The organism is Centipeda infelix ATCC 43532, assembly GCF_000234095.1.
Taxonomy (GTDB): domain Bacteria; phylum Bacillota; class Negativicutes; order Selenomonadales; family Selenomonadaceae; genus Centipeda; species Centipeda infelix.
Genome location: NZ_JH376798.1, coordinates 123007 through 139218, shown reverse-complemented (window position 1 = coordinate 139218; position 16212 = coordinate 123007). Strand labels below are relative to the sequence as shown.

Genomic DNA, 16212 nt, shown 5'->3' with positions numbered 1-16212 from the left:
AAACGGATGATATATGCGGATCACGCGGCGACGACCGCGCTCTCAGAGAGAGCGCTTGCTGCCGCTTTGCCTTTTTTTCGGGAGAACTACGGGAATGCATCGAGTGCCTATTCGTTTGGCAAGCAGGCGCGAAAAGCTGTCGAGTGGGCGCGTGAACAAGTGGCGTGCGCTGTTGGAGCGCACGCGGCGGAGATCGTGTTTACGGCGGGGGGCTCAGAGGGGAACAATACGGTTCTGCGCGGTGTGGTGGAGGCGGCGCGGCAACAGGGCAGCAAGTCTGTGCATATCGTTGTGAGTGCGATCGAGCATCCTTCGATTCTCATGGCGTGTAGGGCTTTGGAGCAGTGCGGTGCAGCGATCTCATATCTGCCTGTTTCGCGAGCGGGGCGCGTTTCGTCTGCGTCTGTTATCGGTGCACTACGCACGGATACTCGTCTAGTGTCTGTTATGCTTGCCAATAACGAGGTGGGGACGGTGCAGCCCATTGCTGAGATTGCCGAAGCGTTGGCGGGGCGCGGCATCCCCTTTCACACCGATGCGGTACAGGCGGTCGGGCATATTCCCGTTGATGTTCGGGAACTCGGCGTAACGTATCTCACAGCATCGGGGCATAAATTCTACGGGATGAAGGGGGCGGGATTCCTCTATCAAAAGCCAGGCGCAGAGCTGCCCGCGCTGATTGCGGGTGGCGGGCAGGAGCACGGACTGCGTGCGGGGACGGAGAACACGGCGGGGATTGTCGCGTTGGGCGAGGCTCTGACGGAGAGCTGTGAATGTATGGCGGATGAGGCCGTGCGTCTACATGGGCTTGTATCATGTACGGTGCAGGAGATTCGGGAGAATCTGCCCGAGATACGTGTGCATGGAGAAGGCGGTGGGCACCTGCCGGGGCTGGTGAACATTGGCGTTCCCGGTGTGCGAGGAGAGTCCCTTGTGCATTTGCTCGATCTCAAGGGCATTTGTGTTTCGGCGGCATCTGCCTGCAACGCAGGGGCGGATGTGCCGTCTCATGTACTTCTTGCAATGGGGTACAGTGAGAAGGAGGCAATGGAAGCACTGCGCATCTCCTATGGACGGGAGACCACGGGACAGGATGCTGATGATGTGGTGCGAGCGATTGTGGGGGCTGTTGGAAAGATTCGGGGAATTTGAGAAGAAAAAATGTTTTTCGGTAAATGAAGGAGGATGTATTATGTGCATTGAAAGAGGATCTACATGGAATAGATGGGATTTTCATGTCCATACGCCGTATTCTATACTGAATAATGAGTTTGGATTTAATATAGAGGAGGATCATAGAGGAGAACACTTTGATAATTTTGTAAAAACGCTTTTTGAAAAAGCTGTGCAGTGTGGTATTGTTGCGATCGGTGTGAGCGATTATTTTTCAATTGATGGCTATAAGAAAATCAGGGAGGAATATCTCTCAAAGCCGGATAAGATGCGTATGTTGTTTCCGGATGATAAATTGCGAAAGAGCGTAGAAGAAATTTTTGTTTTTCCCAATATTGAGTTTCGCCTTAATACTTTTGTTGGAGAAAAAGCTCATTCGGTGAACTATCATGTCTTTTTCTCAGATAAATTTCCTGTTGAAAGGATAGAGAGTGAGTTTTTGGGAAAAATCGAAATATTACGTCCGGATTGTTCTAAACTATCGTTAAACAGGATGAATATAGAAGATGTGGGACGCAGATATAAGGAACATAATAATGCTACAGGTAACGATTATTTAATAGGGCTTGAAAAAATAACAGTCAATTACGAAAAAATCCAAGAGGTTTTGATGAGTAACATCATCTTCAAGGGACAATATTTTATTTCTGTTCCTGTGGATGAAGATCTGTCTAACATTCAATGGAGAGGGCGGGATCACGATACAAGGCAAGCAATATATGCGCAGAGTGATTTGCTCATGACATCGAATTCTCGAACGAGGGAATGGGCATTGGCAAAAGGACATGAGGAAGAGCAAATAGATGAGTTTCGTTCAATCAAACCCTGTATATGGGGCTCTGATGCACATTCCTATGAAAGAATGTTTGCTCCTGACGAGGACAAATTTTGTTGGATTAAGGCTGAACCAACCTTTGAAGGACTGCAGCAAATTCTCTATGAGCCGGAGGAGCGTGTGCGGATTCAAGAGGAAAAACCTGATGAAAAAGATGCACACCAAGTGATAGATTACATCCAATTTCAGTCAACATATTTTATGCAAGACCCGATTTATTTCAGCGAAGGACTTACAGCTATTATTGGTGGAAAATCTACAGGAAAATCGATGCTCTTACGACATCTTGCTAAGACGATTGATCCTGACCAAGTCCAAGAAAGGGAGGAAAAAGTATCCCAGAAACAGGAAAAATTAGATGAATCAGCTGAGGTTGTATGGAAAGATGGTGCTTCAGGAAAACGAAAAATAATTTATATTCCTCAATCATGGTTGAATCGAATTGCGGACGAAGGAACAAATGAGTCGCAACTGAACGATGTTTTACGCGATGTTTTGTTGCAAAATGATGACCTGAAAAAGGCAGAAGAGTATCTAAAAAATGAAGTCTCAAATAAGATTCAATTAGTGAAACATCATATTCTTGATTATGTGGAGTGTGTCGATCGTGCGGAAAAATGTGAACGCATTCTGGATGAACATGGGAGAAGTGCTGCATATAGTCCTATGGTTCTGGACTTGGAGAGACAGCTTGAGCTGCTTTCGGCAGAAACAGGTCTTACGGAGGAGATGTTTCAAAACTATACGGAATTGGCGAAGAGACAGGTGGATCGAATATATGACATTCATTCGATAAAAAAAGAATATGCTGCAGTCCATGATGTGGCAGAACCGTTTGTATTCATTCCCTCTATTACGAAGATTGGTGCAAATGGGATGCCGCATTACGATCTGGAAGAAATGTCCATAATAAAAGAGCTGATGAAGCAAACGATTCACCGTATCAATATGGAGCTTATTAGGATTTGGAAGCAGGATGTTCAATCCATGCAAACTGTTCTTGCACAAAACAAGAAAAATTTTTCTGAAGATCTTTTAAATATCAATAAAGAACTGAAGCCGTTAAAACAACGTGTGTTACAAAATGATCGACTAAAGAAACTTGAGGATCAGCTGCGAAAGGAGAAAGAAAAGCAGAAGAAGGCGAAAGAACTGGAAAGGGATAAGGCGGAAAATATAGCTAAAGCTCAGGAGCTGAAGAGTAAAATCATTGATGTGTGGAAGAGCATAAAAACTGAATATCAAACCTTCCAAGAAAAAATTTCAAGTACAGATTCACAAAACAAGGATTTGAAATTTGATGCTGAAATTGGTGAGCGAGTTGCTGATTTTGCGGATCTGTCATCCAGCCTTTTTGACAATAGAAAAATAAAATCGTCTATTGATAGGATTGGATGTAATATTGCTGATAAGGACAGCATAAAATCCATTGATGAAAAACTTCTTGATTCCATTTGGGAATGGATTCGTGATGAAAGGTTGTCCTTGAAAGGTGGAAACAGTGAACAGATCGCATTGGAACGAATGTTTACAGATTGGTTTTATATTCACTATATCCTAAAAAGCGGAGGGGATACCATCAATCAAATGTCCCCGGGGAAAAAGGCGTTGGTATTGCTGGAGATGCTTGTTAATTTGGAGCAGGGGAAGTGTCCGATTCTTATTGATCAACCGGAGGATGACCTGGATAATCGATCGATTTACACGGAGCTTGTTCAGTATCTTAGAAATAAGAAACATGAGCGACAGATTATTGTGGTCACTCATAATGCCAATGTTGTTATCGGAGCAGATGCGGAAGCTGTCATTATTGCGAATCAGGATGGCAAAGAAGCAAAAAACAACTCCAGGCAATTTGAATACCGCTGTGGGGCTATTGAAAATGTATTACCATTGTGTGGGGATAATGACGAAATCCTTCCAGGTGTGCTTAATCAGAAGGGTATTCAGCAGCAAATTTGTGATATTTTGGAAGGTGGGATGGATGCGTTTGAAATGCGGAGAAAAAAATATATTCATACGACGTAAGAAAAATGAATAATATAAGTAATAATCCTTCAATAAGGATGAGGATGTATCGTAATGTTTGTATTTTGTTGCTTTATTGACTTTAATCATAATCCAACTTCATACAAACAAATCCCCCGTCACATTTGGCGGGGGATTGTTCGTGAGAATATAGGGGAAAGGACGGCTCTGTCAGGCTGTCATCAGGTGATGGATGCCTGATAGATGCTGTCGATTGCCTTCTTGAGGACGGCGTTGAATTCATCGTCGCTCTGCGAGAAGCGCAGATCCTGTGCGAGGGCGCGGGAGAAGCTGGCGATGAGGCCGTGGTTGCGGGCAAGCTTTTCGTTCGCATCGTCCATGGTGTAGCCGCCGCTGAGGGCGACGACGCGGATGACGTGCGGATCCTTCATGATCTCTGCGTAGAGGTTGTCGACGGTCGGGATGGTGACCTTGAACATGATCTTGGCATCGGCGGGCAGCTTTGCGAGGTGTTCCTTCATGCAGCCGAGCATGATCTCCTCTGCCTTTGCCTTGTCGGGGCAGTGGATGTCGACCTCGGGCTCGAGGATGGGGACGAGCCCCTTGCGGACGATCTGCATGCCGACCTCGAACTGCTGATCAATGATAGCACGGATGCCGTCAGGGTTCGCCTGTTTGATGACGGAGCGCATCTTTGTGCCGAAGATGTGACGCTCGTTCGCACGGTCAAGCAGTGCGTCGAGCCCAGGGATCGGCTTCATGAGCTGAACGCCGTCCTTCTCGTCGGCAAGCCCCTTGTCGACCTTGAGGATGGGGATGATGCCCTTCTGATTCCAGAGGAAATCGGCGGAAAAGAGACTGTCAATCTTGCGGTCCATCGTGTTCTCGAAGAGGATTGCCGCGAGGATCCGGCTCTTGTCGAACGAGGGGCTCTTGATGATGCGCGTGCGCATTTCGTGGACGCGCGTGAACATCTCCTCCTCGCCGTGATAGGCACTCTCGTCGACGCCGTACGCCTTGAGCGCCTTCGGCGTGGAGCCGCCGCTCTGATCGAGTGCGGCGATAAAGCCTTTGTCTTCGGTCATACGTTTGAGCTGTTCCTGATTCATTGGACATACCTCCTGCTGTATGAAAACATGAGAGGGGAAGAACCCCTTTGATTCCTATTCTTATTATAACGCGAGTGAGAGATGAAATCAATTATAATTGTGTTCTTTATCAAAAAATGGGTGAGGTATCCGCGTGTCGTCTTGACCCGCGCTGTGAAATAGCGTAAGGTGACGGTATCGAAAACAGGAGGGAGCGTTGTCGGTATGAACCTATACAATCTGATCCAGGCGAAAATCTTTGATACTTATGAGGACTGGTGCTTAAAGTGCAGTTCGATGAACCGTCACGGCTTTCATATCGTGGGGATCGAGAACGAATTGAAGTCCATGCGAGAGGGGACGAATATGTTTGTGGAGATCTGCCCGCCGCAGGCGGTGGAGGGCTGTACGTCGATGAAGGCGTTCGGTGGGAAGACTGTGGATCGGGTGGTGCTCACGCTGGAAATCGACGGGAAGAAGTATCGTCGCACGGAGCTTCCCTATGACGAAGCGGCGCGGATCATGAAGGCCTTCGTGCAAAAAAGAGTGCTCCCCGATGTCGCGGAATATGAGCCGACCGAAGACAATCCGAAAGCGATGGCGGACACATTCGCTGCGCTTGCCAATATTCTGCGCGTGGATGCCGCAGATGCGAAGCGGCTGCGAAAAAAGTTACAGGGGAAAGGCGCGGCGGGGGTGGATGCTGCATGGGAGATACTTTGCAAAAAACTGGTACGCAGCGGCAGGGCAGTGGGGCTTGACTGGAAGAGCGAGCGGGAGGATTTTGTCGCTGCCGTAGAGGCACTGGCGGCGAATACGGGGCTTGCCATCGATGCGGAACTGCTCGGCGAAATGGATGGGATTCCTGCATGGAGCAAGGCGGTGAATGCGATGTGGAGGGATCATATTCTTGCCGCGATGGATATGAACAGCGAGGACTATGTCCTGCTCGTTCTGTCACGGATGGACTTTGGACGCGCGGCGGAATGTGCCCGTGTTCTCCTGCACAGGATCGCACGGGCAGAGGAACTGTAGGATGATGAGGAGGCGCTGTTTCACGTCTGTATGCTTCCGTTTTGACAGTGCTGATCAATTCAGCCGCACCGTCTTAGCGCATCTTTTGCCCGCTTTTCGTTGGCAAATCCTCCACATAGCTTTGGCGATGCATCCGGTTTGCTGCCTCAATCGGACGAAAAATCTACGCCAATCTGAGGGACTTCATTTTATCAGCGATTCCTAAGCATTCATCCGATTGAGAAGGAAAACGGACAGATGGGAGAGATTATGTGGAAAAGTTATTAAATCACTTTTCTTTTTCTTATAAATATCTTATTATATAGTGAAAAGGGGGTATTGTCTTGTATAGCGTTCAGCTAAAGATAGGCTTCATCGGTATTGCCGAAGATAAGGTTGATCTCTGGAAAGGGATCGCTCCCAAGGAGCGTTTTCGTCACGAGTTTTATACAATTACACAGGAGGAAGAGCTGATTCGGAGACTGGCGGATGAGGAGGAATTGCTCACCATCATGGATCAGGAAAGTTTCCTGTCGCCGCGCATGGTTCGTCAAGGTATGCCAACGAAGGACAGTCTGCTTGTGCTGTGCGCTCATGATCCTAGTCGCCTGACGAGCGAGGACTATGATGCGGCCGATGAGATCTGGTTGGATGGCGGGCCGGAGCTGGCTCGGTTTTACTTCGCCAATATCCTAGTGCGCATTGCCGACGGCAAGCACGCATGGCTGCAGGAGACGTGCCTGCAGGCGACGATCAACACGCTCCCTGATATGATCTGGTTCAAGGATATGCAGGGCATTCACCTTGATGTCAATGACGCATTTTGTACGGCGGTTGCGAAAGAGAAGGCGGATGTCAGAGGGCGGGATCATTACTATATCTGGGATATTCCGAAGGAGGTCTACGAGGCGAGCGACTATGTCTGCGTCGAGACCGAGGACGAAGTCGTCGCCGCTCGGACCACTTGTCTGTTTGATGAAGAGGTCATGAAGGCGGACGGCAATCTAAGCAGACTCAAGACGTATAAAACTCCGATTTTCGACGGAGATACGATCATCGGCACGGTCGGAATTGCCCGCGATGTCACGAAGGAATACGAGTATCAGCAGAATATTATTTACATGGCTCTGCACGACCAGCTTACGGGACTGGCAAACCGCCGTCAGCTGGATGAATTTTTGTCTAAGCTGGAGACGAATGAAATGGTTGTCGCTTACCTCGATTTGGACCATTTCAAGGCGGTGAACGATACATACGGTCACTTGGCGGGGGATGAGGCACTCGTACGAACTTCTGAGTTAATCAAAAAACATTTCCACGACACGCTGAATGTTCGTCTCGGCGGCGATGAATTCCTCATCATATTCACGGACGGTGCGGTGAGCGAGGATATCCCGGGGCGTATGCAGGCGTTCATTGATGATTTCTTTGATGCGTTCAAAGAGGATAAGCGGTTCGGTGTCTTGTCGGTCAGCGCAGGCATTGCCGAGGGCAAAGTCGGCCATGGCTCGTTCGATCTGCTGCTGCAGAAAGCGGACGAAGCCTTGTATGAGGCGAAAGCAGGCGGGAGAGGTCGTTATGTGATCAGCCATCGCGACGAGCATGAAGTGATACGGTAAAACGAAGCAGCGATTTGCAAGAGTGTGCAAATCGCTGCTTTTGTATGTCGCGGTTAGTCTTCGTACGACCAACCCTGCCATGAGGCGGCGAGGGCGGCGCGTGTGTCCTTGTCGAGTTCCTCCCACGAGACGAAGTTGACGCGGCGGCCGCTGCGATCCAGCCGTTCACGCTCAAATGACGCGGCTTCTTCGCCGTAGGGGGCGACATCTTTGTTCAGATAGAGGAGTTTCATGGAGGTGTAGAACGGATCGACCTGCTCACCGTGGACACTTGCAGTCCCCTCCGCATGGGCGTTCGTTCCGACGCCGAGGTCGACATCGGCCCAGAGAATCTGGGCATCGTATACGATGCCGTAGCGATCCGTTGCGCTCGTCCAGCTTTCGTCGCGCGGCATCCGCTGCGTATCGACCATATAGATGTAGTGTCCGTCCGTCTTTTTCCCTCGGATGTGGAGACGTGTGAGATCGGGGAACTGTGTGTTCGCATGATTGATAGCGTATGGTTCGAGCGTTGTCCCGTCCTTGCTGATCTCATATGCTGTGCCGTAGACCTCGCTCGGATAGGTATCACAGAGATATTGGAGCCCCTTTTTCTGCTCCTCTGAGATGCTGTCCCCCGCATAGTAGAGCGGATCGCGGTTCAGGAAATGCCATGTGATGAGCAGCTCAAGCCGTCCGTTGCGGTCGAGGTCGGTGACGGCGGCGTAGAAGTACGCCATGCTGCGCTCCTGCATGCCGCTGCTGAGGATGCCGTTCCATGTGCGGTGGAGGTCGTTGATCTCCTCCTGTATCACACCCGATGCCGCTATGACATCGAGCTGCGCTTCGGCATCGGGCGCGGGTGCAAACGGTTCGGCTGCCACAGGGGCTGCGGTGAGTGCGAGGGTGGCGACTGCCGCACAAAAGAGTTTTTTCATGGTGTTCACCCCCTTGCCCCGCGCAATGCGCCGTAGGAGAATTCGCGCCACGAGGCGGAGAGTGCCTCGCGCGGGTCGCGGTTGAGCTCGTCGCCGCTCACCCAGCGGATGGAGCTTGGCGGCAGGAGTGCCTCATCAAAGGTCTGATACAGATTGGTCTGCTGAAATTGCCGTCCACTCATATTCGTATGGGCGGGATCGCCGTCAAAGACACTGGCGGAGACGTGGATTTTCCTGCAGGTGGAGGGGCTGTCCACGTCCCGATAACTGCCTTTTTCCACGGCGAGCAGCTGACAGCGCAGCGTTCCATGGTCGAGGGCGACGCGCTGATAGGACGCTGTATAGGTGTAAGAAGGATCATTGTCCGTGAAGCAGCTGCCCCGGGAGACGGTCACGGTGCGGACAGGATGCCAGCGCGTGCCGTGCTCGTCGATCTCACTGAGGGGTTGGAGGTTCATCAGATCGGGCCAATCGTAGCCGTTCTCTGCGCGGAGGCGTTCGAGCCGTCCGTCCGCAGAGATCTCGTAGGCGGACAGGCTGATATCAATCGGGATATCCACAACACCCGCCGCATGGGGACCGGATATATCCATCAGCGTCATCGCATGGCGTACGAGCAGCTCAAGTCTGCCGTTGTGGTCGAGGTCGGTGACGGCGATGTACGTCAGACGGCGGTTGAAGCGCATGAGGTAGGGATGCGATGTCTGCCCCTCGTCCCAGCGCGCGACGAACTCATCCTTCCACAGCGGCTCTGCCTCTGCGATCATCTGCAGCTGTGCCTCGGGGTTTGGCGCGGCTGCGGCGAGGGCGGCAGATGCTGTCAACGAGAACGTGGCAAGCGCCGCAAGTATGGTCTTTCTGAGCGAGATATGTTTCATCGCGTACCTCCTTTTGTGCAGGCTGTTATCCCTTTCCGTCCATAACGCCGTAGACAAAGCCCTGCCATGAGGCGGAGAGGGCTTCACGCGGATCGCGGTTCAGCTCATCGCCGCTCATCCAATGTACGGCACTGGGCGGCGTGTAGATCCGATAAAAGTCCTGATAAAACCCCGTCTGTGCAAAATCCGCAGGACGCATCTCACGATGGGCGGGATCGTCGTCGTAGATGCTGGCGTAGAGGGGCACCTCCTCGATGCGGTCAATATCATAGACATTGTAATAGCCGTTTTCCTCTGCGAGCAGTTCGCACGTGACGACGCCGTCTACGATGGCAATCTGCTGATAGGCAACGGTATAGCTATAGTGGCCGTGCTCATCCTCTGTGATGGTTCGTGTGCAGATATTGTACGGACGCGTGCCGTTGGCGTTCACCTGATGGAGAGCGTACAGCCCTGTGAGATCGGGTGCGCCATAGCCGTTTTCCGCCTCGGGGAGGCGGGCAAGGCGGCCGTCTGTGTCGATCTCGTAGACTGCCATGGCGACCGCTGTGGGGGTGTCACGGAGGGGATACGGGGTGATGCCCTCCGCAACAGGCAGCATGGCGGCGTGTCGGAAGAGCAGCTCGAGACGTCCGTTGCCGTCGAGATCGGTGACGGCGAAATACGTTTGGGAGGGGGTAAAGGAAAGCAGATGCAGCTGTGCTATATCGTCGTCGTTATACTTGGGCATGGCGAACTCGTCCTTCCAGAGTTTTTCTGCCTTGGCGATGGTGTTCAGCTGCTTCTTTGCTGCCGCAGGCGACTTGATGTGACGTGCGGTGGAGGATGTGGCAGACGCGGATGCTGCTGTAAGCATGAGCAGGGCGAGTGCCGCAGCGATTGTTTTCTTGCGCAAAATTTTCATGGTGAGCCTCCTTTGTGTCCGTGTGTGGAGTACCTTTTAGAACTTTACCTCGGGGACGGCATCTGCGCCTTCCTTTGCCTTGAACTGAGGCTTTTGCGTCATGCCCATGCTGCCCGCGAGGAACATGCCGGGGAAGGTCGAGATGCGTACGTTGTACGCACGTACCGCTTCGTTGTAGTCGCGCCGTGCGACGGCGATGCGGTTCTCGGATCCCGACAGCTCGCGCATGAGTTCGAGGTACTGCGTGTTTGCCTTGAGGTCAGGATAGCCTTCCGCGATGGCAAAGAGGCGGCCGAGCGCGCCCGTCAGCTCCGCATTCGCCGCGTCCATCTGCTCCACGCCCTGCGCACCTGCAAGTTTGGCACGCGCGTTTACAACCTCCTCGATGATGGACTTTTCGTGCACGTCATAGCCCTTGACCGTGTTTACGAGGTTCGGGATGAGGTCGCTGCGCCGCTGCATCTGGTTCTCGACCTGTCCGTAGGAGGCATCGACGCGGATCTCCGCCTCCTTCAGCCCGTTGTAGAGGGAGAAAAAGCCGAAGATGCCGATGAGGATGAGGACGATGAGAACGATGCCGACGGAGATAAAGCCTTTGTTGTTCATGGTGAAAACTTCCTTTCGTATGTTGTCTCAATCGTTCAAGGCTCCCCTTCCACCGTGTTGCCGCACGGGCTCCCTCCCCCGCTTTGGCGGGGGAGGCTTTGGGGTTGCACATATTAGACTGCTTCAACTACCAATTCCCCGACGCGCCGCCGCCGCCCGAGGAGCCGCCGCCGTATCCGCCGCCTGAACTGCCGCCGCCGCGATAGGTTGGGCGGTCATCCTCATCATATCTGCCGCCGCCCGATCCACCGCCCATGTCGCCGTATTTTCCGGAGCTGAGGAGGTTCAGCAGAGCAGCCAGAGAGAAGAAGGCAAGCCCGAATACCTGCCCCACAATCCAGAGGAGGAGCAGGAGGAGCGGGATGAAGATGAGGAAGCCGAAGAGATAGACGTAGAAGGGCTCACTGCCGCCCTCGTCGATGGAGTCCGGCACGGCGACATGAACTTTCTCACACAGCCGCGCGCCAACCGTGGCATAGCCCTTTCGGATTTCCTCGGAAATATCGTCCTTGTCAAGGGGGAATTCGGAACGGATGCGGTTGACGGCATAGGTCGTATCGTGCTCTTGCTCCATCTCGGTCAGGGCAGGTCCGAAAAGGAAGCACACCTCGCGCTCTTCCTTTGCGATAAAGAGCAGAGCTGAGTTCCCCTGCGCCGCGTCCTTCAGCTGCCAGTCGGTAAAGAGCTGCTGCGCAAATCGCCGTGCATCCACGCCTTTGAGCGTTGGCATGGTGACAACAATCATCTGCGCGTTGGCCGCATTCGTGAGATCGCCGCCCATCTGCTCAATTGCTGCCGCGTCCTCGGGCATCAGCATCTCGCCAAAGTCCGCCACACTGCCGAGATGCGTGGGCTTCGCGGGGATGCCGAGGGCGGCACCGAGGCTTTCGAGCCCAACACCGTACTCCGCACTCGCCTTTTGCGCGAGCGTGACATACGCCGTGAGGATTGCGGGGGAGTAGTTCTCCTTGCGGAATTCCCCCTTCATCGCGTCGAGGACGCTGCCTGCATAGCCGTCCGTGATCGCGCCCTCGAGACCATAGCCGACCTCAATGCGGAACGCGCGGTCGTCCTTCGCGATGAGTAGGAGCACGCCGTTGTTCAGCCGCGCATCACCGATGCCCCAACTGCGAAAGAGCTTGTTTGCGTACGACTCGATGTCCGTGTCGCCGAGTGTCGGCACGGTGACGACGACGATCTCCGCTTTTGTTTTGCTGCGCAGCTCCGCACCGATTTTCGAGATCTGTGCAGCATCCTCTGCCGAGACCATGCCCGCCGTGTCGACGATGTACGCTCGCTGCGCGGGCTTTGTGAGCAGATCGCTCGCCGTGACGGTCGTCGTGCCGAGCAGCCGGCTTCCGGCGGCATCCGCTGCAGGGCTGCCGATGGTGAGCAGGAGCGTGAGTGCAAGAAGGAGCGCGAAGAATGCGCGTACACATCTGTTGCTGTTCATGCCTTCCACATCCTTTCAAACAGAATCCATTGTATAGGAAACACTGATAAATTCAGCCACGCCATCTTGGCGCATCTTTTTTGCCCGCACTGTGTCGACAAATCCTCCACATAGCCCTTGCTATGCGTCCGGTTTGTCTCCTTGTTCGGACGAAAAAATCTACGCCAATCTGACGGACTTCATTTTATCAGCGATTCCTATATCAATCCTACTGTATCATATTCTTTGAATTTTTGTAACTGTCATATATGACAGGGTCAAACGTCCTTTTTTAGAAAAAGTGCCGAAATTTTCTTTTGCACACGAAAAAACGCCCCCGCATATGCGGGAGCGTCTGATGCGTTATGAAATTCACCTCAGCAGGTGTGGCACTTGTCGTAGAGACCCTTCTCCTTGAGGAGCTTGACCATCGTCTCGCCGATGTGGGCGACGGTGTCGGCGACGGGGATGCCTGCCGCGTTGAGGGCTGCAACCTTGTCCGCTGCCGTGCCCTTGCCGCCGGAGATGATCGCGCCTGCATGACCCATGCGCTTGCCCGGAGGCGCCTGACGGCCGGCGATGAACGCCGAGACCGGCTTATCCTTCATGTTCTCCTTGATCCACTGCGCAGCGTCCTCCTCTGCCGTGCCGCCGATCTCACCGATGATGAGGACGGCATAGGTGTCGGGATCGTCCTTGAAGAGCTGGAGCGCGTCGATGAAGTCCGTGCCCTTGACGGGGTCGCCGCCGATGCCGACGGTGGTCGTCTGACCGATGCCCGCGTTCGTGAGCTGGAATGCCGCCTCATAGGTGAGGGTGCCGGAGCGCGAGATGAGTCCGACGTGGCCGGGCTTGCTGACCGTGCCGGGCGTGATGCCGAGCTTGGACTGCTGCGAGGTGAGAAGACCGGGGCAGTTCGGCCCAACGAGGCGGGTCTTCTTGCCCTGCATATAGCGGCGTACCTTTACCATGTCGAGCACGGGGATGTGCTCGGTGATGCAGACGACGAGGTCGAGATCTGCATCGACCGCCTCAAGGATCGAGTCCGCTGCAAAGCGTGCGGGGACGTAGACAACGGAGGCGGTTGCACCCGTTGCCTTCACAGCGTCTGCAACGGTATTGAATACGGGCACGCCCTCGACGGTCTGTCCCGCCTTGCCGGGGGTGACGCCGCCGACGATCTTTGTGCCGTAGTCGAGCATCTGCTTCGTGTGGAACATCGCGGCCTTGCCGGTGATGCCCTGGACGATGACTTTGGTGTCCTTATCAATCATTACTGACATTGTATGACCTCCCTTTCGATTAAGCCTTCGCCTGTGCGACGAGTTTCACGATCTGCTCTGCGCCGCCCTCCATCGTGGCTGCGGGGAAGACGTTGCCGATCGGCGTGTTCTTGAGGATCTCGCGGCCCTCTTCGACCTTCGTGCCCTCAAGGCGAACGACGACGGGAACAGGGAGGGATTTGCCGTCCTTGGAGATGATCTTTGCCGCCTCGATGATGCCGTTGGCGATGTTGTCGCAGCGGTTGATGCCGCCGAAGATGTTGACGAAGATGCCCTTCGCCTGACCGCCCTCAAGCATGATGCTGAAAGCCTTGGCGATCTTCTCGGGCTCGGAGTCGCCGCCGACATCGAGGAAGTTCGCGGGCTCGCCGCCGTAGTGCTTGATGATGTCCACGGTCGCCATCGCAAGTCCTGCGCCGTTGACCATGCACGCGACATCGCCGCCGAGGTTGACGTAGTTGAGCCCTGCCGCAGCAGCCTCGCGCTCCTTCGGATCCTCCTCGGTCTCATCGCGGAGCTCCACGATGTCGGGGTGGCGGAAGAGTGCGCTGTCGTCGAAGTTCAGCTTCGCATCGAGTGCGATGACATCGTCGTCTTCGGTGACGACGAGCGGGTTGATCTCGACCTGCGAGCAGTCCTTGCCGATGAATGCGGCATAGAGCCCCTGCATGAGTGCGGCCGCCTTGCGGACGGCGGGACCCGGGATGTTGATCGCATATGCCATGCGCGTTGCCTGGAACGGAGCAAGCCCGATCACGGGATCAATGTATTCCTTGATGATCTTCTCGGGCGTCTCGGCTGCGACCTTCTCGATCTCGACACCGCCCTCCTCGGAGCCCATCATGACGATGCTCGCGGTCTGACGATCGACGACGAACGAGAGATAGTATTCCTTCTTGATCTTCGAGCCTTCCTCGATGAGGAGGCGGCCGACTTTCTTGCCCTCGGGGCCGGTCTGGTGCGTGACGAGAACCTTGCCGAGAAGTTCCTGTGCGTAGGTGCGGACTTCATTCACGTTCTTTGCGATCTTGACACCGCCCGCCTTGCCGCGGCCGCCCGCATGGATTTGCGCTTTGACAACGATAACGGGGGAGCCCAACTTCTCTGCGTTTGCGACTGCTTCGTCGACAGTGAATGCCGGCAGACCGTTCGGTACGTTGACACCGAACTCCCGCAGAACCTGCTTGGACTGGTACTCATGAATGTTCATTTAGTCAATCCTCCCTTAATTTTTGTGAGCAGAACTTGCTTATAGCTATCATTCTACCCTTCTTCCTGCGAAAAGTCTAGCAATTCGGGGGAAATGAGTGATTGAAAAAATTGTATAAATATAACCTGTCTCTATAGATGGGATGTGGTCTTATAAATCTTCAAGATGATAGACAGTTTCCGCCTCCCAGACTTCATCCATGCGAAGCTCCGGTTGGGGGAACGTTGGATTCGCAGGTGCATTCGGGAAGAACTGTGTTTCGAGACAGAAGCCGCTGCGCCGCCGGAATTCCTTGCCGCCCTTGCCGACGAGCGGGCGTTTTGCGAGGGCGTTTCCCGTGTAGAACTGCATACCGATTTGCGTCGTGTAGCAGGAGAGGGTGAGCCCTGATTTCTTCGATGTGACGCGTGCTGCTTTTTTGAGGTGGGAGTAGGGCTCAGGGGCAATGTCGCCGCGCAGTACCCAGTTGTGATCGTAGCCGCCCGCAAATTGGAGCTGGTCATAGGCTGCGTCGATGCGCTCTCCAATCGTGTGCGGCGTTGTGAAGTCCATCGGTGTGCCAAAGACGCCGAGGATGCGTCCGTCGGGCAGGGACTCCGCATCCGCCCATGTGAATTCGTCGGCGTAGATCTCCGCTGTGTGATCGAGCACACTGTTCGCCGTGCACCCCTCCAGGTTGAAATAGGTGTGGTTCGTGAGGTTGCAGATCGTGTCTGCGTCGCTGACGGCGCGGTAGGAGATGATGAGGGCATCGTCGTCCGTGAGGCGGTAGGTGACCTTTACCTCGAGGTTGCCGGGGTAACCGCCCTCGCCATCGGGGCTGATCGTCGTGAGCTCTACGCCGCTCTCCACAATCGCTGCCGTCCAAAGATGATAGTGCAGCCCCTTCGAGCCGCCGTGGATATGGTTCTGCCTCTTTGATCCTGTGTTCAGCTCGAGTTGATAGGGGCGTCCTGCAATCGCGATACGCCCGCCCGCGATGCGGTTCGCATGCCGTCCGACAATCGCACCCATGCAGGCAGTGTCGGCGATATAGTCCTCACCTGTCTCGTAGCCGAGCACGATGTCGAGCGGTGTTCCTTTGACAAGCCGCTCGAACTTCACAAGCCGCGCCCCGTACGTTGTGACAGCGACGCGTGTGCCGCGTCCGTTCGTGAGTGTGTAGAGATCGATCCGATCTCCCCCCGGCATCGTTCCGAACGGCTCCATCTTCAATTCCGTCATCGTAGGTTCCCCCCCATGCGGCTGTGCCGCCATCTGGAAA

The 16212-nt window shown here is 54.0% G+C and carries 13 protein-coding genes and 1 pseudogene; 4 read left to right on the top strand and 10 right to left on the bottom strand.

Features of this window, described 5'->3' with window-relative positions:
* Window positions 1–6: 6 nt before the first annotated feature.
* Window positions 7–1152, top strand: coding sequence for a cysteine desulfurase family protein (locus tag HMPREF9334_RS03935; protein WP_245535216.1), 1146 nt, complete (start codon window positions 7–9; stop codon window positions 1150–1152).
* Between the two features lie 40 nt (window positions 1153–1192).
* On the top strand, window positions 1193–4036 hold the full coding sequence (locus HMPREF9334_RS03930; protein WP_006692202.1) for a TrlF family AAA-like ATPase: 2844 nt from the start codon (window positions 1193–1195) through the stop codon (window positions 4034–4036).
* 182 nt (window positions 4037–4218) lie between these two features.
* Here the strand turns inward: HMPREF9334_RS03930 and HMPREF9334_RS03925 are convergent, their stop codons facing one another.
* Window positions 4219–5106: a fructose bisphosphate aldolase gene (locus HMPREF9334_RS03925; protein WP_006692201.1), complete on the bottom strand. Its 888-nt coding sequence runs from the start codon at window positions 5104–5106 to the stop codon at window positions 4219–4221.
* 204 nt (window positions 5107–5310) lie between these two features.
* On the opposite strand from HMPREF9334_RS03925, the gene HMPREF9334_RS03920 reads away from it, so the two are divergent.
* The gene (locus HMPREF9334_RS03920; protein WP_006692200.1) at window positions 5311–6120 is read left to right on the top strand and encodes a DUF6630 family protein; all 810 of its coding nucleotides are present in this window, start codon (window positions 5311–5313) and stop codon (window positions 6118–6120) included.
* Between the two features lie 323 nt (window positions 6121–6443).
* Window positions 6444–7718 carry a sensor domain-containing diguanylate cyclase gene (locus HMPREF9334_RS03915; RefSeq protein WP_006692199.1) on the top strand — a complete coding sequence of 425 codons (1275 nt, stop codon included), beginning with the start codon at window positions 6444–6446 and terminating at the stop codon, window positions 7716–7718.
* 53 nt (window positions 7719–7771) lie between these two features.
* Here HMPREF9334_RS03915 and HMPREF9334_RS03910 read toward each other — a convergent pair whose 3' ends face one another.
* From HMPREF9334_RS03910 to HMPREF9334_RS03865, 9 genes and pseudogenes are all read right to left on the bottom strand, one after another.
* Window positions 7772–8635 (bottom strand): hypothetical protein, encoded by an 864-nt coding sequence (locus tag HMPREF9334_RS03910; protein ID WP_039957274.1) that lies wholly within the window; start codon window positions 8633–8635, stop codon window positions 7772–7774.
* A 5-nt stretch (window positions 8636–8640) separates the two neighbouring features.
* A complete protein-coding gene (locus tag HMPREF9334_RS03905; RefSeq protein WP_039957273.1) occupies window positions 8641–9513 on the bottom strand; it encodes a hypothetical protein in 873 nt (290 codons plus the stop codon).
* 25 nt (window positions 9514–9538) lie between these two features.
* On the bottom strand, window positions 9539–10417 hold the full coding sequence (locus HMPREF9334_RS03900) for a hypothetical protein (RefSeq protein WP_006692196.1): 879 nt from the start codon (window positions 10415–10417) through the stop codon (window positions 9539–9541).
* Window positions 10418–10453: 36 nt separating this feature from the next.
* On the bottom strand, window positions 10454–11023 hold the full coding sequence (locus HMPREF9334_RS03895) for a LemA family protein (RefSeq protein ID WP_006692195.1): 570 nt from the start codon (window positions 11021–11023) through the stop codon (window positions 10454–10456).
* A gap of 127 nt (window positions 11024–11150) precedes the next feature.
* A complete protein-coding gene (locus HMPREF9334_RS11360) occupies window positions 11151–12476 on the bottom strand; it encodes a TPM domain-containing protein (protein WP_006692194.1) in 1326 nt (441 codons plus the stop codon).
* A 35-nt stretch (window positions 12477–12511) separates the two neighbouring features.
* Window positions 12512–12659 (bottom strand): annotated as a pseudogene (locus HMPREF9334_RS12875) (secretion protein HlyD); the annotation flags it as partial.
* A 173-nt stretch (window positions 12660–12832) separates the two neighbouring features.
* Window positions 12833–13738, bottom strand: coding sequence for a succinate--CoA ligase subunit alpha (gene sucD, locus HMPREF9334_RS03875; protein ID WP_006692193.1), 906 nt, complete (start codon window positions 13736–13738; stop codon window positions 12833–12835).
* 19 nt (window positions 13739–13757) lie between these two features.
* Complete coding sequence (gene sucC / locus HMPREF9334_RS03870; protein WP_006692192.1) at window positions 13758–14948, bottom strand: ADP-forming succinate--CoA ligase subunit beta; 1191 nt, start codon at window positions 14946–14948, stop codon at window positions 13758–13760.
* A 150-nt stretch (window positions 14949–15098) separates the two neighbouring features.
* Complete coding sequence (locus HMPREF9334_RS03865) at window positions 15099–16172, bottom strand: aldose epimerase family protein (protein WP_006692191.1); 1074 nt, start codon at window positions 16170–16172, stop codon at window positions 15099–15101.
* Window positions 16173–16212 lie beyond the last annotated feature (40 nt).